The 21,864-nt window shown below is 60.8% G+C and carries 17 protein-coding genes; 4 read left to right on the top strand and 13 right to left on the bottom strand.

Annotation, left to right across the window (positions count from 1 at the left end; genetic code table 11):
* Positions 1-6 precede the first annotated feature (6 nt).
* Positions 7-498 (top strand): hypothetical protein, encoded by a 492-nt coding sequence (locus ABHU32_RS03575; protein WP_316365714.1) that lies wholly within the window; start codon positions 7-9, stop codon positions 496-498.
* Between the two features lie 100 nt (positions 499-598).
* On the opposite strand, the gene ABHU32_RS03570 is transcribed toward ABHU32_RS03575, so the two are convergent.
* Entirely contained in the window at positions 599-2,065 is a 1,467-nt protein-coding gene (locus ABHU32_RS03570; RefSeq protein WP_148332381.1) for an ATP-binding protein, read from the bottom strand.
* 621 nt (positions 2,066-2,686) lie between these two features.
* Here ABHU32_RS03570 and ABHU32_RS03565 point away from each other — a divergent pair.
* Both ABHU32_RS03565 and ABHU32_RS03560 read left to right on the top strand, forming a co-directional pair.
* A complete protein-coding gene (locus ABHU32_RS03565; protein WP_346978994.1) occupies positions 2,687-5,725 on the top strand; it encodes an insulinase family protein in 3,039 nt (1,012 codons plus the stop codon).
* 350 nt (positions 5,726-6,075) lie between these two features.
* A complete protein-coding gene (locus ABHU32_RS03560; RefSeq protein WP_346978993.1) occupies positions 6,076-6,672 on the top strand; it encodes a 5-formyltetrahydrofolate cyclo-ligase in 597 nt (198 codons plus the stop codon).
* Between the two features lie 42 nt (positions 6,673-6,714).
* Here the strand turns inward: ABHU32_RS03560 and metA are convergent, their stop codons facing one another.
* Positions 6,715-7,641, bottom strand: coding sequence for a homoserine O-acetyltransferase MetA (gene metA, locus ABHU32_RS03555; protein WP_117773265.1), 927 nt, complete (start codon positions 7,639-7,641; stop codon positions 6,715-6,717).
* A 211-nt stretch (positions 7,642-7,852) separates the two neighbouring features.
* Here metA and ABHU32_RS03550 point away from each other — a divergent pair, with 211 nt between their 5' ends.
* On the top strand, positions 7,853-8,830 hold the full coding sequence (locus ABHU32_RS03550) for an L-lactate dehydrogenase (RefSeq protein ID WP_346978992.1): 978 nt from the start codon (positions 7,853-7,855) through the stop codon (positions 8,828-8,830).
* A gap of 379 nt (positions 8,831-9,209) precedes the next feature.
* Here ABHU32_RS03550 and ABHU32_RS03545 read toward each other — a convergent pair whose 3' ends face one another.
* From ABHU32_RS03545 to ABHU32_RS03495, 11 genes are all read right to left on the bottom strand, one after another.
* Complete coding sequence (locus ABHU32_RS03545) at positions 9,210-10,178, bottom strand: SIS domain-containing protein (RefSeq protein WP_346978991.1); 969 nt, start codon at positions 10,176-10,178, stop codon at positions 9,210-9,212.
* A 144-nt stretch (positions 10,179-10,322) separates the two neighbouring features.
* Entirely contained in the window at positions 10,323-11,078 is a 756-nt protein-coding gene (locus ABHU32_RS03540) for a GntR family transcriptional regulator (RefSeq protein WP_346978990.1), read from the bottom strand.
* 2 nt (positions 11,079-11,080) lie between these two features.
* Positions 11,081-13,063 (bottom strand): RecQ family ATP-dependent DNA helicase, encoded by a 1,983-nt coding sequence (locus tag ABHU32_RS03535; RefSeq protein ID WP_346978989.1) that lies wholly within the window; start codon positions 13,061-13,063, stop codon positions 11,081-11,083.
* Positions 13,064-13,396: 333 nt separating this feature from the next.
* The gene (locus tag ABHU32_RS03530; protein ID WP_346978988.1) at positions 13,397-14,116 is read right to left on the bottom strand and encodes a GntR family transcriptional regulator; all 720 of its coding nucleotides are present in this window, start codon (positions 14,114-14,116) and stop codon (positions 13,397-13,399) included.
* A 219-nt stretch (positions 14,117-14,335) separates the two neighbouring features.
* Positions 14,336-15,343 carry a YitT family protein gene (locus ABHU32_RS03525; protein WP_346978987.1) on the bottom strand — a complete coding sequence of 336 codons (1,008 nt, stop codon included), beginning with the start codon at positions 15,341-15,343 and terminating at the stop codon, positions 14,336-14,338.
* A gap of 355 nt (positions 15,344-15,698) precedes the next feature.
* Complete coding sequence (locus tag ABHU32_RS03520; protein WP_346978986.1) at positions 15,699-16,328, bottom strand: HAD family hydrolase; 630 nt, start codon at positions 16,326-16,328, stop codon at positions 15,699-15,701.
* A 156-nt stretch (positions 16,329-16,484) separates the two neighbouring features.
* Complete coding sequence (locus ABHU32_RS03515; protein WP_346978984.1) at positions 16,485-17,477, bottom strand: SIS domain-containing protein; 993 nt, start codon at positions 17,475-17,477, stop codon at positions 16,485-16,487.
* A gap of 190 nt (positions 17,478-17,667) precedes the next feature.
* A complete protein-coding gene (locus tag ABHU32_RS03510) occupies positions 17,668-18,501 on the bottom strand; it encodes a PTS system mannose/fructose/sorbose family transporter subunit IID (RefSeq protein ID WP_161115155.1) in 834 nt (277 codons plus the stop codon).
* A gap of 13 nt (positions 18,502-18,514) precedes the next feature.
* The gene (locus tag ABHU32_RS03505; protein ID WP_195246997.1) at positions 18,515-19,309 is read right to left on the bottom strand and encodes a PTS mannose/fructose/sorbose/N-acetylgalactosamine transporter subunit IIC; all 795 of its coding nucleotides are present in this window, start codon (positions 19,307-19,309) and stop codon (positions 18,515-18,517) included.
* Positions 19,310-19,345: 36 nt separating this feature from the next.
* Positions 19,346-20,269 (bottom strand): PTS sugar transporter subunit IIAB, encoded by a 924-nt coding sequence (locus tag ABHU32_RS03500; protein ID WP_346978983.1) that lies wholly within the window; start codon positions 20,267-20,269, stop codon positions 19,346-19,348.
* 183 nt (positions 20,270-20,452) lie between these two features.
* The gene (locus ABHU32_RS03495) at positions 20,453-21,535 is read right to left on the bottom strand and encodes a DMT family transporter (protein ID WP_346978982.1); all 1,083 of its coding nucleotides are present in this window, start codon (positions 21,533-21,535) and stop codon (positions 20,453-20,455) included.
* Positions 21,536-21,864: the final 329 nt, after the last annotated feature.

Below are 21,864 nucleotides of genomic sequence, written 5' to 3'. Positions count from 1 at the left end.
GTTCTTGTGGCTGTTTCGAATCCGCCTAAGGGAAGCGTTTCTTCTTCGTCCATCAAGCCGGTTACGCGCAAGGCCGTGCGTTGCCAGCGCGAGGTCGCTTGGCTTGTCACGCAGGCAGCAGGCAGACTCGTGGCGAGCACGGAGGACGTCAATGCTCCCACACCGAGCTTTGTGCTGGCAGCGGCGCTGAATCGAGTACGCCAGCTGGAACTCGTCGCACAAGAAGACGGCAGCCATCTTGGCTACCAGGACGCTATGGCGCCCGACCTGTTGACCTTTTGTCGCATGACCAAATTGCCCGCCGCGCCCAATACGCTTTCGGACGCAGGCTACATGTTTACGCTCTCGGGCGCGGACCTTATCCGCGACATCTATGCATACTGCAGCGAGCTCGCCGAGCGCCACGTCTTTGACGCGGCAGAAGTCAAACCGGGAAATGTCATCAAGCTGGTTCTTAGGCTGTTCTTGATGGACGGGTTCGGGGCCATGCCGGCGTAAGCCGAGTCTTTAGCATCACCGTCGACTGAGCAACAACCGCTTTACCTTAGTGGACGCCAATTGAGGGTCGATTATTGGGTCGCCTCGTCCACTAACGCATTTATTCCACGCGCTCTGACAGTCGATACTTGCGGTTGCGGCTCGTCGCCGGCGCCGTGGGCTCAAGCTCGCCTTGAGCAATGAGCGCGTTGACGCGCGACCTAACCTGGGAAATTGTAAGCCCCGTGCGTTCTGCCAGCTCACGCGTCCCCAGCTCGCCGTAGTGTTTGAGTGCCGCCACAATTAAGCCCCCGCCATGATCGACCGGCTCGATCTTTGAACGGTAAAGTACGACCTTGAACCGATCGAACCCCGGGCAGAACAGGGGCTCGGCCAGACCATGCGCGCGCATGGCATCGATCATCATCGGGATGCCCGAGCCATTGCCCTCAGCCGGCGAACCTGCGCCATCCGGCAGCGGGACAATCGACATGAGTTTCACGAGCGTCGCGTTACGGCATCGGGAGCTGCCGTCAAACAAGTTCTCGCGAGTCTTTCCCCCGTAAAGGCCGCCAGGATTCGTCACCTCGACACGATCGTCAAAGACGTCGACGGCAATCGATTGTCCACAGAACCGATCCCCGTATTCTCGATGGATTACGGCGTTGGCGATTGCCTCGCGCAGAACCTCCTCGGGAATCTCAAGCGAGTCGACACGCGAGACACCTTGGACGGTCGAGGTTCGCCGCAAATTCTTGGCGACGGCTGCGACGGCATCCGAGATCATCTCGCCCAACGTTCCCTCACAGATTGTGCGGTCCATGAATCTCAGCGACCCCGCCATGCCCTTCTGAGTTCCCGCATGGACAGCCACGTCAATGAAGAGCTTGGGATAGAACTGCTGAGGGTAGGTGCCCACAACTAGGAGTCCAGCCTTGGTGACATTGCCCTGGGAATCAAGGATATTTAGGCGCTCCAGCTTCGTTTGTTTGTCCGGCGCGCCGCGCATTGCCCGGGGCGTCAACGAGAAAGCCCGATCTATCGTACGGTCGACCAGCGTCTCGTCGAGATTGTCCGCGCCCGCACCCGCCACCGCGTCGCGATCGCTCGGAGTCGCTCGACCGTATGACGCCAATGCGAGCACCTCGGTCGATGAAAGCGGCACATCTTTGTCATCGATGCGCTTGTAGCTGCCGCCCTGGGCGCCCCGCTCTATGACATAACAAGGCTTGCTCGACGGGTCGAGCTCCTCAATCGTGATGACCAGAACCACGGTGCCCTGGAGCTCCACGCGCTCAATGGTGTATTTGGGCGGATTGGCCAGCTTTCCGCGACCGCCGGCATCGCCCATGCCCGCCACGAATTGGTTGAGCACTTTCTCGGTCTCGAAGTTCTCAACCGGGACAAAACCTGCGCGCTCACTCACTCCGAGCACGATGGTTCCGCCGGCAGTGTTCGCGAATGCGCTCACCGTTTCCCACACGTCGCGGGAAAGCGTCGTGGCGCTCTCCTTCGCTTCGACGTTAAGATCATCCGAGCCCATACGCCTTAAAGACTCAAGCAGACCGGTCAGCTCGTTTTCGTTCATCTGCACGTCCTTTCGCTCGGTCCTGCAGAGAATGCCGCGGATAGATTTCCCTCGTCTCTCAGTTATCTCTCGTAATTATCTCTCATTTATCTCTCTATCTCTCGGCTTAGAGATAAGAGATAGATAGAGATGGAATGTCTACCATTTGCTTCATCTATACATATTTTTGCTGGTAGAACAATCGGTATTGAGACAATACCATGATTGCCTGTCTCTTTGCTGCTCAGTTATCTCTCATATTTTTCTCTCATCTTCCTGTCATCTTTCATATTAGAGACGAATGAGAGACGAGAGATACGCAAGTGATGGACGAGCGAGGATTTTCGGACGGTCGGATATCGAGAGTGGATATTTGGACGGTTTTTGGGGCTTTTGCGGCAAATTCCGTCCAAATATCCACTCTCGTTCGATAGGTATCCGGAAATCCTCGCTCGTCCGTCCGAATATCCACTCTCGTTTGGCGAGTGTCCAATTTTCCACGCTCGTGCGGCGGGCACGCGGGACCTATGCCCAATCCGGCTGCATCGTCTCCAGTTCGCCGCAGGGTCGCGGCCCCATATGGGTATACTCTCGAGGATTCGACTCGATTCGCTCCCGCTGGGGCGTCAAAGGAGACTGCATATGCCCACCACCTCAACCGACCCGCGCGCCGCAGCCGCTACACTGCTGGTGCCCGGCACTACCTGCCACGGCTTTGCCGTCGAGCGCCGCGAGACCGTGCCCGAGCTCGACTCGGACGCTTACGTGCTGCGACACACTGCCTCGGGCGCTCGCCTGCTGTACCTGGCATGCGACGACGAAAACAAGGCCTTTGCCATTGGCTTTAAGACGCCGCCGGCCGATTCCACCGGCGTGTTCCATATTCTTGAGCACTCGGTGCTGTGCGGATCGGCTAAGTTCCCCGTCAAGGAGCCGTTTGTCGATCTGATCAAGAGCTCCATGCAGACGTTTCTCAACGCCATGACCTACCCCGACAAGACCATCTACCCCGTTGCCACCACCAACGAGCAGGATCTGTACAACCTGATGGACGTGTACCTGGACGCGGTGTTCAACCCGGCCATCTATACCAAGCCCACCATTTTTGAGCAGGAGGGCTGGCACTACGAGCTGGACCTGCCGGAGAGCGTCGAGGGCGAGGGCGACGGCGGCTCCGCGAGCCTGCGCGAGGGCACGCTGCGCTATAACGGCGTGGTGTTCAACGAGATGAAGGGTGCGCTGTCCGACCCCATGAGTGTGCTGGACGACGCCGTCAACGCCGCGCTCTACCCCGACACCGCCTATGCACACGAGAGCGGTGGCGACCCGCGCGCGATTCCCGCGCTCACCTACGAGCAGTTCCTGGACACGCACGCGCGCCACTACAATCCTTCCAACTCTTATATAACGCTCTACGGCGACCTGGACGTGGACCGCGCCCTGGCCTTTTTGGACGAGCGCTATCTGTCGCAGCCGAGTGCCGCGAGCCGCCGCATGGACGCTGCCGTCGCCGCCGGCGAGGACCCGTCCACGATGGCGCCCAATCCGCTGGGCGTGCAGGCGCCCGTGACCTGCGAGTACAAGCGCGTTGAGATGGCTACCACGCCCGAGAACGCCCTGGTGGGCCTGGGTCTTGTGCTGGGCAGCGCGCTCGACCGCAAACGCACGATCGCAGCAGATATCCTGTTTGAGGCACTGCTGGGCTCCAACGAAGCGCCAGTTAAGAAGGCCATTCTGGCCGCCGGCATGGGCGGCAACGTGGTGAGCTACACCGCGGCCGAGAGCCTGCAGCCCTACGAGCTCATCATGCTGCAAAACGCACAGCCCGGCGTGGCGCGCGAGCTGCGCCGCGTGTTCCAGGACGCCTGCCGCGACCTATGCGAGCATGGCGTTCCGCGCGAGCGCCTGGAAGCCATCATCAGCAGCAACGAATACGACCTGCGTCAGCGCGACTACGGCATCGCCGACGGCGTGGCCATTGCGTGCGACGCGCTGAGCACGTGGCTCTACGATGACGACGCCGCGACGCTGGCGCTCAAGTACGGCCCGGTGTACGAGGAGCTGCGCAGCGAGCTGGACGGCAGCTATTTTGAGGACCTGCTGCGCGAGCTGGTGCTGGAAAACGACCACATGGCACTGGTCGAGCTGGTGCCGGTGGACGCCGCCGAGGGTGCGGAGGGTGCCGAAGCCGCCGAGCTGGCAGCCAAGCGCGATGCCATGACCGATGCCGAGCTGGCCGACGTGGTCGAGCGCACGGCCGCGCTGCGTGCCGCGCAGGAGGCAGAAGACACGCCCGAGGCCAAGGCCACGCTGCCGCGCCTGCGCGTGTCCGACATTGGCGAGGCGCGCCCCGAGCCGCCGCTGGTCGTAGACACGACCACGCCCATCCCCTGCCTGCGCCACGACATCCCCACCAACCGTCTGGCCTACGCCATGCAGTATTTCGACCTGAGCTGCGTCGCGTTTGAGGACCTGCCCTATGTGACACTGCTCTGCCGCCTGCTTAAGCAGCTGCCCACGCGCGAGCACTCGGCCGAGGAACTCGACAACTTGCTCGCTGGCAAGCTCGGCTTTTTGAGCTTTACGACCGAAGTCATGACGCAGCCCGAAGTAGACGGCGTGCGCCCCTACCTGCTGGTGAGCGCCGGCGCCCTGTCCGAGAAGATCGATGCACTGGCGAGTCTGCCGCGCGAGGTATGGTCGAGCACGCTTTTGGCAGACGCCGACGCCGACCGCATGCGCGACGTGCTCACGCAAATTCGCATTGGGCTTGAGCAGGGCTTTATCAACAACGGCCACTCGGCGGCGCTCGGTCGCGCGATGAGCTACAGCTCGCCTTCGGCCGTGGTGCGTGAGCAGCTCTCGGGCGTAGACTTCTACCTGTTCCTGCGCGATTTGCTCGAGCACTTTGACGAGCGCGTGGACGGGCTGCGTACCAAGCTTGCCGAGCTGGCAGGCCGCATCTTTGTGGCCGACGGCTGCATGGCGAGCTTTACCGGCAGCGACGAGGACTTTGACGCGTACTGGGATGCCGCGGGTGACCTGGGGCTGGGTGCGGGCGATGGTGCCGACCGCGGCGCGCTCGCGGTGCCGACGCCGTGCGACCGCCACGAGGCTTTCGTGATCCCCAGCGACATCTGCTTTGCCGCGCGTGCGTGCGATCCGCGTCGCCTGGGCATTGACGTGACAGGCGCTTGGGCCGTGGCTGCCAACGCGCTCTCCTACGATTACCTGTGGAACGAGATTCGCGTGAAGGGCGGTGCGTACGGCTGCGGATTCCGCGCAGCCGGCGAGCGCCAGACGGCGTTCTACACCTACCGCGACCCGGCGATCGATCCTTCGATTGAGCGCGTGGCGCGCGCGGGCGCATGGCTTGGCAGCTTTGAGCCCGACGAGGCCGCCTTTGAGGGCTTTATTGTGAGCTGCGTGAGCGGCATGGACGCGCCGGTGAAGCCGTACGCGCTCACCAAGCGCCGCAACACGACCTACCTGGCCGGGCTCGATCCGCATGCGCGCGAGGAGCGTCGCGCCCAGATGCTCGCCGCCACGCCCGGTGAGCTGCGCTCGCTCGGCGCCGACGTGACGCGCATCGCAGCCGAGTCGCCCACCTGCGTCTTTGGCGGCCGAGACGTCATCGCCAAGAGCAACGTCGGCTTTAACGTCATCGACCTGCTGGGCTAACGCACTAAAGGTAGATTTTTGGGACATGCCCGAAAATCTACCTTTTTCTTTTGCCGCAGTCTGCCGATTTGTCTCGATCTGTAACGCTAAGGCGGCAATATCGGCTCCAGATGTTACAGATCGAGACGTTTCCAGACGACGCCGACCTTTTGTCTCAATCTGTAACATCTAAGTCCAATTTTGCCGAGTTACTGTTACAGATCGAGACAAACCGCCGCAGACGCCCATCACAGCACAGACCACCACGAAGGTGCGTGTGTCCCCTTCGTGGTTGTTTTTGCTGTTTACCCAGATAAAACCTGCCAAAATAAACCTGTCCCTTTTTGGCAGGTTTGCTAGAGGAGGTTGGGATGGACAAGGATGGATTGCGGCAGGCGGTGATTGCCCGGCGCGATGCGATTGATTTGGATGTGCGAGCAGCGAAGTCTGCCGTTATCTGTGCGCGGCTTGTTGAGCTGTTGGATCGCTTGGATGCCGCGGCGCCGCACACCGTTGCCATCTATGCCGCGATGGGCTCCGAGGTCGACCCAGCCGCGTTTGCCGCTGCGGCCGCCAAACGCGGCTGGCGCGTGGCCTATCCGTGCATGCTCTCGGCAACAGACGCCGCAGCTTGTGGCCAGCGCATGTGCATGCGGGCAGTTGCCGCCGGCGATGCGTCCGCGGCTCCGTTTATCGCCCACCCCACGCGGGCCTTCACGGCCATGGACATCGACAGCGATCGCTTCCCTATCGTGCCTGCCGATGTTCTCGACATGATTATCGTGCCGCTCGTGGCCTTCGACCAAACCGGCGCGCGTCTGGGCTACGGCGGCGGCTGCTATGACCGCTACCTGCCCATGCTCCCGCCCATATGTCAAATCGTCGGCATCGCCTTCGACGAACAACGCATCGACCACGTCCCCACCGATGCCCACGACCTGCCGCTACCCCACATCATCAGCGCCTAATCGCCGCCACATCAGCCACGGCTACAGCAGTACCATCGCAGCCTAGTGCTCCTCGCCGGCTCGGGCTAGGTCGTAGGGCGTGGTCTGGTAGACGTAGTAGTTGAGCCAGTTGGTGTAGAGCAGCTGAGCCTGGCTGCGCCAGACGTTGCGCGGCTCGGCGGTGGGGTCGTCACCTGGGAAGTAATGCGCCGGCACCTGGGGGTTGAGCCCGCGCTTCACGTCGCGCTCGTACTCCAGGCGCAACGTGTCGGTATCGTACTCGGGATGGCCAAAGACAAAGAAGCGGCGGCTGTCGGTCGACTTGACGATGTACAAGCCCACCTCGTCGGACACGGCCACGACCTCAAGCTGCGGCTCGGCCTCCACGTCCTCGCGGCGCACATCGGTGTTGCGCGAATGCACGGCATAGAAGCGGTCGTCGAAGCCGCGGACCAGCGGGCTTTGCGGCTTCACCAGATAATGCTCGAACACGCCGCTCGCCTTTGCCGGCAGGTCGTGCTTCTGGATGCCGTAATGATGGTACAGGCCCGCCTGCGCGCCCCAACAAATGTGCAGCGTAGAGTGCACATGCGTGGTGGACCAATCCATGATCTGGCAGAGCTCGGGCCAGTAGTCGACCTCTTCGAACGGCATCTGTTCCACCGGCGCGCCCGTGATGATCAGGCCGTCGTAGTGGATATCGCGGATGTCGTCGAACGTGCGATAGAACGTCTCCAAGTGACCGGCACTCACGTGCGTGGCCTCGTGCGTTTTGGTGCGCAGCAGATCCACCTCAACCTGCAGCGGCGTGTTGGAGAGCTTGCGCATGATTTGCGTCTCGGTGGCGATCTTGGTGGGCATGAGGTTGAGGATGAGCACGCGCAGCGGGCGGATGTCCTGGTGCAGCGCGCGGTACTCGGTCATGACAAAGATGTTCTCGCTCTCGAGCTGCGCGGCGGCAGGGAGGGCGTCGGGAATGCGAATGGGCATGGATGCTCCTTACGAGTCAGTTGCAGCTATGGTACAACGAGCAGCCCTATCCGCGCGAGCACATCGCCCAGCGATGCCGTCAGCGGCCCAAATCACTCCAAAAGTAGAGATTAAGGCATGTCCCAAAAATCTACGGCGCTTTAGTCTAGCAAAGTGACGGCAGGACGCTACAATGGTTCGACGCAAAAAACTCGGCCGGAAGGATACTCGTATGTACCAGACGCGTAAGATCGGTGTGGTCGGCCAGGGCCACGTAGGAGCACATGTCGCCAACAGCCTGCTCATGCAGGGCATTGCCGACGAGCTGTACCTGTGCGATATCAACGAGGCCAAGGTGACTTCCGAGGTCCAGGACCTGCGCGACTCCCTTTCGTTTGTCCCGTACAACACCAAGATCGTCAACTGCTACGACCACTACGAGGAGCTGGCCTGTTGCGACGTCATCGTCAACGCTGCCGGTAAGGTCGCGCTGGCCGCCGGCAACCGCGACGGCGAGCTGTTCTTTACCACCGACGCCGCCCGCACCTTTGCCAAGTGCATCGTCGACGCCGGCTTCGACGGCATCTTTGTGAGCATCTCCAACCCCTGCGACGTCGTGTGCACCGAGCTGTGGCACCTGACCGGCTACGATCCCAAGAAGATCATCGGCTCGGGCTGCGGCCTGGACTCCGCCCGCCTGCGCACCGAGATCTCCAAGAAGGTCGGCGTGAGCCCCAAGTCCATCGACGCCTACATGATCGGCGAGCACGGCTTTAGCCAGCTGGCTGCCTTTAAGTCGGCGACCATCGCCGGCAAGAGCCTCAACGAGCTTCAGGCCGAAAACCCCGACAAGTACGCCTTCGACCACATGGAGGTCGAGGAGCTCGCGCGCAAGGGCGGCTATGTGACCTACCAAGGCAAGCAGTGCACCGAGTACGCCGTCGCCAACTCCGCCGCGCGCGTCTGCGCCGCCGTGCTGCACAACGAGCACGCCGTGCTTTCCGCCTCCACGCTCATGACCGGCCAGTATGGCGAGGAGGGCATCTTCACATCCCTGCCGTGCGTGATCGGCGCCGAGGGCGTCGAGGAGGTCTACACGCTCGACCTGTCCGAGTACGAGCTCGAGGGCTTCCACAAGAGCTGCCAGCACATCCGCGACAACATTGCCCAGCTCGACTGGTGGGACGCCGAGGCCTACGACGCAAAGTAGGCCGCTGGCTGCCGCAACCTTGCGAATCTAAGCGCGATACCAAGCGGGCCGCGCCGGAAATCCCCGGCGCGGCCCGCCTTTTTGACTCACGCAGTGCCCTTGCGAATCGAAGGTGAATACTTTTCCGCGAAGTGAACGAGCAAAAACGAGCCCCCGAAGCATCGACACTTTTCAGACGCCGCTTCCTGCGGTTTCGCCAAGTTTTTCCTGCAGTTTTGGCGTCAAAAAGTGTGGATGCTTCGGGGGTCCAAAATAGGTCGTTCACTTCGCGGAAAAGTATTCACCTTCGTTTTCGCGCAGACACGAATCCGGCCGCCACAACGCAAAACGGGGCCTGCGCGCAGCGCAGACCCCGTCGTGAGAGGCTATTCCCGGTATATTAGTACTGCTCGATGCCCATGTAGCGACGAACCTCGGGGCTGTGGTCGAAGACCTTGCCGCGGGCGGCGCGCAGCTCGCAGCTCATGTTGTAGAAGAAGATCGGCTCCAGGTACGAACGCACGCTGGCAGGTACCTCGCCCACGCCGTACTCGAGCGCGTCGAGCACCATGATCGTGTCGGTGTGCGTGTTGAGGAACGCAAGAGCGCGCTCCTCCATGGGGCGGCACTCGCCCGCGCCAAGCTGCACAAAGTAGAACACGCCGGGCTCGGTGGCTTCGAACGGGCCGTGGAAGTACTCGCCGGAGTGGATGTAGCAGCAGTGCTGCCACTGCATCTCCATGAGCGAGCAGATGGCCATGGCGTAGGTCTGGCTAAAGTTGGGTCCGGAGCCCAGGATATAGAAGAACTTGTGCTGCTGGCAGAGCTCGGCAAAGCGGGCGCCCAGCTCGGCGTTGACCTTCTCGCGGGCGGCGGGCAGCAGCGCATCCATCTGCTTGAGGCCCTCGTACATGTCGGCGAGTGCCTCGTAGCCTTCCTGCTGGTCGAGCAGCTCGGCGGCGATCAGAGCGCCGATGCCCTGCGGCACCTCGGCCTGCGGCACGCCCTCGCCCCACGGGTAGACCCAGGTGACCCACTTGCCGTTGTCAATCTTGGAGCCCTCGCAGTCGGTCATGGCGACGACCTCGGCGCCGGCAGCCAACGCCATCTCGCAGCCATCGACGACCTCTTGCGTGTTGCCGCTGTGGCTGCAGGCAATAACGAGCGACTTCGGCCCTAGGCTCTTGGGGGCCATCAGGCAAAACTCGCGTGCCGTGTAGACCGTCGAGGTGAACGTGGTGGCCTCGCGCTTGAGCAGCTCGTTGGCCGGCATCAGGTCGATCATCGAACCGCCACAGGCGATCCAAAAGACGTTCTCAATCTTGCCCTTGCGCTCGATGATTTCCTGAATCAGATCGTGTGCGTTCATCCTGATGCTCCTCCTTGTGCGGCGGTTTTGAGCGACGGCAGCTCGTACCTGCTGTCGTTCTATGTTGTCCTATTTATAACACGTGCAACAACGCCCGTGAAGTCATCTTAGCAAATTTGTTCTATGTTGTTCTATCTGTGGACGTTAGATGTCGAAGACGTAGCGCGAGCCCACAATCTTTTGGCGACCGAGCAACAGAGGGTGCCCACCGGCGTCGGTAAAGTAGGCCTCCATATAGAAGAGCGGCTCACCGACCGGCACCTCCAGCAGCGGGGCCGTTTGGGCATCGGCAAGCGCAATCTCCACGGTGCAGGGGTCGGATTTGAGCGGCGCGCGACCCGAATGCTCGGCAACGAGCGCAAAGATGGAATTGTCCGTGAGGTCCTTGTCGGCAAGCGTCTGCAGGTAGGGATGGTCGGCGAGCACAAAGGCGTTGTTCTCGAGCATGACAGGGATGCCGTCGGCTGTGCGCACGCGTTCGACCACGATAAGCTCGCAGCCGGGCTCCACGCCAAAGAACGCCGCATCCTCGTGCGTCGCCGCGACCACCGTGCGCGACACCAGACGCGCACCCGGCACCATGTCGTTGGCAGCACAACCCTCAGTAAAGCTCTGGACGTCACCCTTCTGGCGAATCTTGCGCTTGAGCTTGGGCGCACACACAAAGGTGCCCCTCCCCTGCTGGCGGTTGAGATACCCCGCACGCGACAGCTCCTCGATGGCGCGACGCACGGTGACGCGTCCCACGCCATAGGACTTCGCGAGCTCCATCTCGGAAGGAATGCGCGAGCCGGCCACGTACACACCGCGCGCGATCTCGCCCTTTAGGTCGTCCATGACCTGCTGGTACAGCGGTACGGCGGACACGTCAGTACGGTCGGTCTTGCTATCGGCTACCATCGTTACGCTCCATCCCGCGCATGCTCGGACTCAAACTCTTCAATTGCCGCCATAAACTGCTCGCCAAAGGCGTCGGCCTTTTTCTCGCCAATGCCGTTGACCTGGATCAGCTCGTCGCGCGTCTGCGGGCGCAGGCGGCACAGGCCGCGCAGGGCCTTGTCGGAAAAGACCATGTACGGCGCCATCTCCAGCTCGGTCGAGATCTCCTTGCGGAGGGCACGCAGGCGCTCGAACAGCTCGGCATCGTCGCCCACGCGCGGGCGCTGATCCAGCTCGGCCTCCTCGCGCAGCAGATCGACGGCGCGGCGGGCGCGGGCCGAGGCCTTGCGCTTGGACGCGCGACGCTTAACGGTAAAGGCAAACGCCTCATCCTCGACCTCGGCGGCACGCGGGCCCAGCCCCACGACCGGGTATTGCCCCTGCGAAGTGGCCAAATAACCGCGGCCGCACAGCTGGCCGATGATGTCCTTGATGCGCCCGACCGATTCACTCGGCAGCTCACCGTAGCCGCGGTCCTCGTCCAGATGCATCTGGCGAATGCGCTCGGTGTTGCCGCCGTGGAGCACATCGGCGATCAGCGACTTGCCAAAGCGCATGGGACGCGTGGCCACATAGCGCACAGCGGCGCGAGCCATATCGGTGACGTCCTCGACCTCGAACTGCGTGAGACAGTTGCTGCAGTTGCCGCAGCCCTCGGCGTCGTCCGTGGCGGTGGCGCCCGCACCAGCCGCAGCAGCATGCTCGGCCGCGGCCTCATCGCCAAAGTAGCGCAGCATGTATTCGCGCAGACAGCCGGTGGTATTACAGTAGCCCTCCATCTGGCTGAGCAAGCGATAACGGTTCTGGAGCGCCCACGCGCGCTGCTCGTCATCGAGCGCCTCGTCGGCAGCATCGCCGCGATCGATCAGAAAGCGGCGCATGCGAAAATCGTTACCGTTCCACAGCAGATGGCAGCTGGCCGGATCGCCATCGCGGCCAGCGCGGCCCGCCTCCTGGTAGTAGGCCTCGATGCTCTCGGGCACGTTGTTGTGGATCACGTAGCGCACGTTGGGCTTGTCGATGCCCATGCCAAAGGCGTTGGTGGCAACCATCACCTGGATGTCGTCGTCGATAAAAGCGCGCTGGCTTTGCCGGCGGACGTCGTTGCCCATGCCGGCATGGTAGCGGCCCACGCGAATGCCGCTGGGGCCCAGTGCCTCGGCAAGCTCCGCGGCCAGCGCGTCGACCGTCTTGCGGGTCGAGCAATACACGATGCCGCTCTCGCTCGAATGCGCGATCACGTAGTCGCGCACCCAGGCGGTCTTGGCCTTGTCGCCCATCTCCTCGCAACCAAAGTAGAGGTTCTTGCGATCGAAGCCCGTCACTACCGTCGCGGGATTTTGCAGGCCGATCATCTGCTGAATGTCCGCGCGCACGCGCTCGGTCGCCGTGGCGGTAAACGCCGCCACGATGGGGCGCTGCGGCAGGGAATCGATGAACTCGCGAATCTGCAGGTAAGCGGGGCGAAAATCCTGGCCCCACTGGCTCACGCAGTGGGCCTCGTCAATGGCCACGAGCGGAACGCCAATGCCACCGTCCGCCGCGGCTTCCTGCGCAAAGGCTAAAAAGCGCGGCTCGAGCAGGCGCTCGGGCGCCACATACATAAGCTGGTAGCGCCCCTCGCGCGCCCGCTTGAGAACGGTATTTTGCTGGGCCGGAGTAAGACTGGAGTTGAGATAGCTGGGGCGCGCACCCGCCGCGAGCAGCGCGCGGGTCTGGTCCTCCATAAGCGACAGCAACGGACTCACCACAAAGGTGATGCCGGGCAGCATGAGCGCGGGCACCTGGTAGCAGATAGACTTGCCGGCGCCTGTGGGCATAACGCCGAGCGCATCGCGGCCAGCAAGAATCGCATCCACCATGCGGTCCTGCCCCGGGCGAAACGAGGTGTAGCCAAAATAGGCGCCGAGCGTGTCGAGCGCCATCTGCTGCATGCTATCGGTCATGGTTTCCTAACGTCTAAGTCATCTGCCGCCGATTATACGCCGCCACGCGGACCGGCGTCGCCCGGCTGTCAGCCACGCTCATTCTGCGGGTAGTCATTGGGGACGTTCTTGAATGACCAGTCGTTTAAGAACGTCCCCAACGACTAGTCTCTTGACAAGCGCGGAAATCCCGCAGGTTGAGCAAAAGTCAGCGAAAACGCCCCTAAGCGAGCAAGGTGACGTGAAAGAGGAGGGAAGCGTACTTTGGTACGCGACCGACGATTGAACGTCAGATTGCCGCTTAGGGGCGTTTGCAGCGTCGAGCCGTTACGCGGTTTGGCAAAACCGCGTAACTTACATCACCATAACGTAGCGCGATCCCACGTAGTACTGCTTACCCATCAGGACCGGCTCGCCATTGGGGCCGATAAAGCCGGCACGCAGGTTGAGCAGCGGATCGTGCGGAGCAATGCCCAACTCGGCCGCCTGCTCGGTATTGGCACGAACGGCCTCGACCGTGCGGTAGCCAACCGAGACAATTGGCGTTCCGCCAACACGCTCGACCTCGGCAAAAATCGACTTGTCCTCAAGATCGGCCGTCAACAGCTCACGGTAGGCGTCAAACGGCACAAAGATGTTCTCCTCAAAGATGGGCTCGCCGTCGGCTGTACGCACGCGCTTAATATGCAGCAGCAGCGCGTCCTTTTGCAGGCCAAAGAACTCCATCTCGTTTTGACGTGCCGGCACAATCTGGCGATCGACCACATGCGCGCCCGCCTTCATGCCATTATCGGCACACAGCGCGGTAAACGTCTGCAGCGTCGAAGCGTGGAACTGGCGGTTGATGTGCGGCGTGGAGACAAAGGTGCCACGGCCCTGCTGCTTAACCAGGTAGCCATCGGAGCACAGCTCCTCGACGGCGCGGCGCACCGTAATGCGGCTCACGTCGTACTGCTCGGCTAGCTCAAGCTCGGACGGAATACGCTCCTTGGGTGCATAAACACCTTTCTCGATCGCATCCTTGATTTCGTCGTAAATCTGCTGGTAAAGCGGTGCATTTTTGGGCGCAGGCATATCTAATCACTCTTATCGAAATATTGAAATAACTAATACGTATATAACGTCTAGTTTCATGTTACCTCATATTGATAAAACGATACACCCTCCCTACCAAAAAGCGACAGCTTCATTTTGGCAGGTTTTATCTGGGCAAACGAAAGTCCCTCGAAAGCAACGGGGCTTTCGTGGGGCTCATACGGAAGGGTTGCGCCGGGCCGGTAAAATGCCAAAACCCTACTTGCCGTCGTCCTGCTGCAGGCTGTCCTGCTCACTAAGGCGCGCCTGCCTGCTGGCCATGCGCGCGGGCTTGTCGGGATCGGGCACGGCCGTGGGCATGGGCTCGTCGACATGACCGCCCCACCAGCCGCCCACAAAGTTGAGCGTGTGGAACACATTGATCACGGCGCTGGGATCAATGTCGCACACCAGCTTGATAATGTCCTGGCTCTCGTAGGTCGAGACAACGGCGTGCAGCAGGTACATCTTTTCGCGGCTGTATCCGCCAATGACCTCGGCACAGCTAATGCCATGCTGAAAATGGTCAACATAGGCGGTCATGACCTCGTCCGCCTTGCGCGTCGTGATCTGCAGCGTCACGCGGTCGTAGCGACGATAGAAGCTGTCGATGGTCTTGGTCGAAATAAACTGGAACACGATGGAGTACGCCGCCTTGTCCCAGCCAAACATAAAACCAAAGATCGCCAAGATAAAGCAGTTGAAACCAAAGATGACGCCCCAGATGGTCTTGCCCGTGTGGTTGGAGACCCACAGCGCGATAAAGTCGGTGCCGCCGGTGGATGCGCCGGACTTAAGCGCGATGGCAGCGCCCAGACCCGAGACCACGCCGCCAAAAATGATGAGCATGATCTTGTCGCCCAAAAACGGGGCAAAGTGAAAGATGTTGAGGAACAGCGACGAGAGCACGACCTGCATCATCGAGAAGATGACGAAGCGCTTGCTAATGCCGCTCCAGCATAGGAGCGCCACGGGGATGTTGAGCGCGAGCATACCGAGCGAGATGTCGATGTGAACGCCGCCGAGCGAGGTAACGCGATCAAGCAGGACCGCGACACCGGTGAGACCGCTCGGAAGCAGGTCGGCGGGCTGAATGAACGCCTGGATCAGAAATGTCTGGAGAACGGCGGAAATTGTGACCGCCACGGCAGTAATGGCGCGGCGGACGATGGTAAGGCGGCCGAGCATGAGCACGCGGTCCGTGAGCTGATCGATGGCGTTCGCCACGTAGGCTCCTTTCGAAGGCAGATGTGGTTGTGGGGCATGCCCGCGATTGTAGCATGGAGCGTGCGGGGGCGCTTCAATTCACCCTCCCTCGACAACCAAAGCGGGACCAGCAACCCCCACGACCAAAGGCCCAAATTACAAGTGAGTAGACTTTTTACGATCTGCCGAGCACACCCAAAACCGCCACCCCTGTGACCTGCGGTTTTACAAAGGAAGATATGCATTGTGCTTGGCCTGCGCCAAAAAGTCTACTCACTTAGCCCGAATCGAAGCCAAACGGATCAAAATCGAAACCAAATTGAGCCAGTCCACCGCAAAAAACGTTTGAACCCGCGCTTCTCGCGGCGGATTGACACTACAAAGCGGCCAAAATGTCGGTCAGATTATCGATAACGGCATCGGCTCGCGATTGATCGAGGTTGACGCCCTCGTGCGGACGCAGCGCCAGGACTCGGGCGCCGGAGCGCTTGCCAGCCTCGATCCCCAAAGGCGAATCCTCGATAACCAGGCACTCGGCAGACTCCACCCCCAGCGCCTCCATGGCACGCAGGTAGATCTCGGGGTCGGGCTTAAACGCACTGCACTCGTGACCGCTGATGGTGTAGTCCAGCACGTCGGCGATACCGGCGATCTCCACCAGCTCGTCGATCAGCTCGCGATAGGACGAGCTCGCGATGGCGCACATCACGCCGCGCTCGTGCAGCTCACGCATCACCGGCTCCGTCTGCTCGTTGAGCAGCTCGGCATACGGAACGGGATGGTCCGGGCTGTAGACCTGCTTGTACTCCACGCGCAGACGCTCGCGCAGCTCAACATCGTCGGGCACCAGCGCCTCCCAAATGGCAGGCTCGTTAGACCCCGAAAGATCGGGGATCTCGTCAAAGTGGAACCCTTTCTCTTCCATAAACGCCACGCGACGACGGTTGTAGAACCACTCGGTATCGACCAGCACGCCGTCCATATCAAACAGCACCGCTTTGATCATACGCATCTCCTCCCACCTGCCAAAAAGGGACAGGTTTATTTTGGTAGGTTTTATCTGGGGTTTTGCGGCGCGACAGACACGCCCCCAAAGCAAAAAGGGGACGGGGCACAAACCCCATCCCCTCTCAATCAACCCGTAAGGTCTACTTACTTGTGATTAGTAGGAAAGCTTCCACATGTAGCGACGCATGGTCAGCGGGTGCTGGCGGGCCTCGGCGATCTGGTTGCCGTACTCACGCATAACGGCGAGGTGCAGCAGCGGGTTGAAGTAGGTGAGGACGCTAGCCGGCACAGCGTCGGCCAGGCCGTAGTCCTTGGAGTCAATCAGAGCGACCTTGGCACCCATACGCTGCAGGAAGGTGAGGGCACGAGCGTCCATCGGACGGGTAGCACCGTCGGACATGAGGAAGACGTAGGGCTTACCCTCGGTGGAAACCTCGAACGGGCCGTGGAAGTACTCGCCGGTGTTGTAGGAAGCAGCGTCGATCCACTGCATCTCGGTGAACAGGAAGGCGGCGTTAGAATAAGCCATCTTCTCGGAGGCACCGGAGGCCATGAAGTAGATCATCTTGTCGTCCTTGAAGTCCTGAGCGAACTGCTTGGCCAGGCCCTTGGCAGACTGAGCAGCGTTCTCGATCAGCTCGAAGATGTTGTTGAGGCCGGTGATCATGTCCTCGTAGTGATCATAGCCCTCGGTCTGCTGAAGGATCTCGAGAGCAAGAGCGATGGCGTAGGCGGGCTTCTCGGCCTTGGCAGCATAGTTGGCATGGAAGCCGTGGACGATGACGTAGTCAGCGTCGACGGTCAGAGCGGAGCCAGCCTTGTTGGTGAGGGAGACGACCGGGCAGTTGTGCTTCTTGGCGGTCTTGTTGGCCTCGACGGTCTCGGGCGTGGAGCCACCGAGGGAGCAGGTGATCACGAAGGTGTGCTCGTTGACCCAGGAAGGCGTGTCGTAGTTGAACTCGTTAGCGGTGAAGATCTGAACGTTCAGCTTGTCCGTGTTGTTGGCCAGGAAGTACTTGGCGGGGTAAAGGTCGGACATGGAGGCACCGCAGCCGACGAAGGCGACGCTGTGGATCTCGTGGTTGGACAGGACGTCAGCGACAATCTGCTTAGGGAGGTTAAGGTCGATCTCGTACATCTGACACATTCCTTTCAATTATTTGCGGCGCCACATTGCCGGGCGCTCGCAGGGTTACCGTGATTTGGACCGAGTCGCCGGTCCGTTGAGGATGTGTCAAAGGAACTGTCCCTTTGACACATTTAGGGATGGAAGCCTGCCTGGGGTATGGGATGCCAGGCAGGCCCCCGGGGGAAAGCGGTTAGGCGCTTAGTCGCGACTAGGCAAGGATGCCGACCGCGGAGAGGGCGATGCCGCCCACAATGGCGATCACGAGAAGCCAACCGGTGTTGACGTTCTTCTTGATGAGCCAGTACATAAGGCCGGTGAGGCCAAGGGAGATCATCTGGGGCATCATGCTGTCCAGGATGTCCTGGATCACGACGGTGCCGTCAGCGAACTGCAGCGGGGTGGTGGCGCCGATCAGCGTGGCGATCATGCCGCCCACGGACATAAGACCCACGATGCCGCAGACATACATGAGCTTCTCCATGAGGTCGCCGCCCTGAAGCTTGCTCAGGTACTCGTGGCCGCCCTGATATCCCATCTTGGCTGCGAACCAAGTAATCAGCACGGAGGGGACGATGGAGATGAGAAGGGCCAGGATCGGGCCCATGATGGAGCCCTGCTGAGCCAGCTGAACGCCCAAGCCAAAGGCGATAACGCGGATGGTGCCCTGGAAGAAGGAGTCACCGATGCCGGAAAGCGGGCCCATAAGGGAGGTCTTGACCGCGTTAATCGAATCGGGGTTGAAGTTCTCGGGATCCTTGGCGTACTCCTCCTCCATGGAGGCGGCGAGGCCCAGGATGAAAGCACTCGTCTGCGGGGTGCAGTTGTAGAACGCCATGTGACGGTGGTAAGCCTCTTTCTTAGCAGCAAGCTGCTTGGGGTCGGACTCGTCCGGATAGAGGCGATCGAGCGTGGGAACCATACCGTAGAGGAAGCCCATGTTCATCTGACGCTCGTAGTTCCAAGAGGCCTGGATGGCCCAGGAGCGCCAGAAGAACTGGCTGACCTTCTTGTTCAGGGACACGTCCTTGGTTGCGGTTGCCATAGTGTGTTCCTCCTTAGTCTTCGTCGTCTTCGAGCGGATCGTAGTCGGAATCGACACCGGCGGCTGCATGGGAACCGTTGAACTTGAAGCCCATGAAGACGACAGCCAGGCACACACCGATCAGAGCGACCGCGATGACGGACAGGTTGAGGTAAGCGGCGAGCAGGAAACCGATGAACAGGAACGGAGTCATACCCTTCTTGATCATCATGGTGAGCAGCAGAGCCAAGCCGTAGGCGGTCATGATCTTGGTCGAAACGTTAAGACCAGTGGACAGCCACTCGGGAACCATGTTGACGATGGCCTGAACCAGGTCGGTGCCAACAAAGACGGCGAGGAAAATCGGCAGGAAGTACATGATGGCGTACAAACCGGAGCCGGCGCAGATGTGCATACGGTAGGCGGTCTTGAACTTTCCGTTATCGATCGCGTTATCTGCCACATGGGTGAGGACGGCGATGATGGAACGGAACACGATGCCGAGGAGCTGACCCAGGACGGCGACCGGGATGGCGATCGTCATGGCGGTCTCGGCGGAAGCGTCGGTCAGGCACGCAAAGGCAGCGGCCACGATGCCGCCCAGGACCATATCGGGCGGAACGGCGGCGCCGACCTGCACCAGGCCCATGGACACGAGCTCGACGGCGGCACCGACGGCAAGGCCGGTGGGCACATCGCCCAGCAGCAGACCGACGAGCGTAGCGCCAACGAGGGGCTGCTCGAAGTTAAGACGACCGAGCAGGCGGGAGTCCCACATGCAGAACACGCCGACGAGGCCGACGAGCACCGCACTGATGAACGTATTCATACCCTTCTCCTTTCAGTCAGGCAAAAGCCTGGTTGATTACAGCTTGGCGTCGATGTCGACGCTCTGATACGTAGGGGTCTGCTGGACATAGAGCTTGATGCCCATGTCGAGCAGCTGGTTGACGTCGGCCTTCTGGGTGGCGTCGAGGAAGACGGAGCTGTCCTTGCCGCCAATCTGATCGGCACCGTCGTGGTTGGCGGTGGCGCCCAGGTTGATGGCGTCGAGCTTGTAGCCCTGGCAGAACTGCAGCATCTCGGCCGTGTTGCCAAAGACGAACATGACGCGCTCGCCGAGGGTGTTGAGCTTGTCCATCTTGGCGAGGGCACGCTCGACGGTGAAGACGTTCAGGCGCACGCCCTGGGGCTTGGCCAGCTTAAGAGCGCCCTTCTTGATGTCATCGTTGGCGGCAGCGTTGTCGACGACGATGATGCGCTCGGCCTGAACCTTGGTGGTCCAGGTAAAGACGACCTGGCCGTGCAGCAGACGGTAGTCAAGACGTGCGAGGACGATCTTGGCGGGACCGGAGCTGTGACGGGGCGCCTTGGCCTTCTTGGCGGGAGCCGCGGCAGCCTCGACCGGTGCGTTGGGGTTGGTCAGACCGGTACGGGCCTCGTTGATGAGGGCCGCGAGCTCGGCGCCCTTGATGGGGACGGGGCTCATAGCGAGCGTCAGTGCCAGCGGGATGTTGAAACCGCTGACAACCGTGAACTTCGTGCCGTTCTTGGAAAGCTCGACCATGTTGTTGTTGACCGAGCTGCCGAGCATATCGGTCAGCACATAGACGGTGTCGTCCGCGTTGAACGTGGCGATCATGGCGTCCACCTTATCGGTGATGGGCTCCTTGTCGTCACGAGCAAGCGACACGACGTGGACGTTCGACACGTCGCCGAGAACCATCTCGAGCGTGTCTTTGGCGCCTGCGGCCAGGCCGCCATGAGATGCGAGAATGATCTGATTCATCTTGCCTCCTCCTTTTCGTTATGGTCATTATAACGTCTTATACGTTGCTTATATTGCTAATTAGTATAAAGACCGTTCGCGGGTGAAAATCGACCGTTGACGGGTTTAACGTACTTGAAACGTTGGGGCCGGGTAGGCCGGCGCTGGCTGGATAACCCGAGGTCAGACCCTGCGCGCAATCCTCTATCGCACAAAGTACCAGGGGCTTTCCTGCACGGTGGGCTCCAGCGCGATGCCGGTGCGCTCCTTAAACAGATCCATGTCCTGCGATTTCTCCGTCCACCACGCGTTGGGCTTAAAGGTCATGCTCTCAACGACATGACCGACAAACACACTGTTGCGCAGCTTGGAGAAGTCGGTGTTCATGATCAGGATGGACGCGAGCACCAGCACGATGCCCAGGACCTTGATCGCGCCGGCGGGCTCGGCGTAGATGCCAATGCCCACCAGTACGGTGACGACCGTCTCGAATGACATTACGACGGGAACTTTCGATGTCTCGAGCCCCATGGACAGACCCTGCATATATAAGATGTAGGCCACAGCTGTGGGGATGAGTCCAAAGCCAAGGAACAGCAGCAGCAGCTGTGGCGACATTGCCGCGGCGACATCCGGCCACGGAGCCGCGATAGCCGCCATAACCGCACCGCCAAAAACAAAGCCCCAAAACGTGACAGCCAGCGGGTGGACCGTCTTGGTTGCTATCCGGCTAAACACCGCGAGCGACGCACCACAAAGGCCTGCAATCACGCCCGACGTGACGCCCCAAACCGAAAAATGGAAACCGGAAAGGTCGCCATTGGTCACTGCAAGCACGCACCCAACGATGTTAAAGACAATGGCAACGAGCTTGTTGGGGGTCACGTCCTCGCGATAAAGTACGCGGCCGAGCATGACACCAAACACCGGCGAGGTGTAAAGCAGCACCGAGGCCGTGGACATGCCGACCTCGCCCATGCACTCGTAATAGCAGGTGTTGGCGGCGGCCAGACCGACGATACCGACAAGCGCGCAGGGGACGAGCTCTTTGGGGCTTGCCTTGAACAGGGCCAGCGGACCCTGAGCCACGGTAGACCCCTCACCCGGACGGCAGCCCATAAACATCAGGACCGGTGCCAAGATAAGCGCTCCGACCAACAAGCGAAAGGCAGCCATGCTCTGGGATGAAACGCCCATGGCCGAGATGCCGTTTACAAAGATTCCGATGCTGCCCCACATAAGCGCGGCGACCAGCACCAGCACATAGCCCAGATTGCTTTTCTTCAACGCAGCCTCCTCGGTATTGTTTCCAATATGTTTCACACTACGTTATAGTCGTTATATACATTTTTCAAGACACAAATCGGCAGACGGGAAAATCTGCTCTACCGCTACAACCCATTGGTGCAAAGGGGTCAGGTTCATATGCGCCAACTTGGTGCAAAGTAACCTGTCCCCAATGACTAGGACTGTCCCCAAGTGCCGAACGTCTCCAAGTGCCGCATCTGGGCCAAGGCGACGCCGATGCTTTGGCAACGCCAGACACTATGACCCAATCCGAGGGCACTAAAAAGATAGGAGCCCCCGCTCGTGACCGCGGGTCGGGGCTGCGACAA

This window comes from Collinsella aerofaciens (assembly GCF_039758965.1).
Lineage (GTDB): Bacteria > Actinomycetota > Coriobacteriia > Coriobacteriales > Coriobacteriaceae > Collinsella > Collinsella aerofaciens_BR.
This window is presented reverse-complemented; position numbering and strand designations above follow the sequence as displayed.

What these genes read in the sequence shown, in the direction of transcription:
- ABHU32_RS03570 (WP_148332381.1), bottom strand. Translation starts at nt 2,065, where the DNA reads ATGAACGAAAACGAGCTGACCGGTCTGCTTGAGTCTTTAAGGCGTATG.
- ABHU32_RS03565 (WP_346978994.1), top strand. Translation starts at nt 2,687, where the DNA reads ATGCCCACCACCTCAACCGACCCGCGCGCCGCAGCCGCTACACTGCTG.
- ABHU32_RS03560 (WP_346978993.1), top strand. Translation starts at nt 6,076, where the DNA reads ATGGACAAGGATGGATTGCGGCAGGCGGTGATTGCCCGGCGCGATGCG.
- metA (WP_117773265.1), bottom strand. Translation starts at nt 7,641, where the DNA reads ATGCCCATTCGCATTCCCGACGCCCTCCCTGCCGCCGCGCAGCTCGAG.
- ABHU32_RS03550 (WP_346978992.1), top strand. Translation starts at nt 7,853, where the DNA reads ATGTACCAGACGCGTAAGATCGGTGTGGTCGGCCAGGGCCACGTAGGA.
- ABHU32_RS03545 (WP_346978991.1), bottom strand. Translation starts at nt 10,178, where the DNA reads ATGAACGCACACGATCTGATTCAGGAAATCATCGAGCGCAAGGGCAAG.
- ABHU32_RS03540 (WP_346978990.1), bottom strand. Translation starts at nt 11,078, where the DNA reads ATGGTAGCCGATAGCAAGACCGACCGTACTGACGTGTCCGCCGTACCG.
- ABHU32_RS03535 (WP_346978989.1), bottom strand. Translation starts at nt 13,063, where the DNA reads ATGACCGATAGCATGCAGCAGATGGCGCTCGACACGCTCGGCGCCTAT.
- ABHU32_RS03530 (WP_346978988.1), bottom strand. Translation starts at nt 14,116, where the DNA reads ATGCCTGCGCCCAAAAATGCACCGCTTTACCAGCAGATTTACGACGAA.
- ABHU32_RS03520 (WP_346978986.1), bottom strand. Translation starts at nt 16,328, where the DNA reads ATGATCAAAGCGGTGCTGTTTGATATGGACGGCGTGCTGGTCGATACC.
- ABHU32_RS03515 (WP_346978984.1), bottom strand. Translation starts at nt 17,477, where the DNA reads ATGTGTCAGATGTACGAGATCGACCTTAACCTCCCTAAGCAGATTGTC.
- ABHU32_RS03510 (WP_161115155.1), bottom strand. Translation starts at nt 18,501, where the DNA reads ATGGCAACCGCAACCAAGGACGTGTCCCTGAACAAGAAGGTCAGCCAG.
- ABHU32_RS03505 (WP_195246997.1), bottom strand. Translation starts at nt 19,309, where the DNA reads ATGAATACGTTCATCAGTGCGGTGCTCGTCGGCCTCGTCGGCGTGTTC.
- ABHU32_RS03500 (WP_346978983.1), bottom strand. Translation starts at nt 20,269, where the DNA reads ATGAATCAGATCATTCTCGCATCTCATGGCGGCCTGGCCGCAGGCGCC.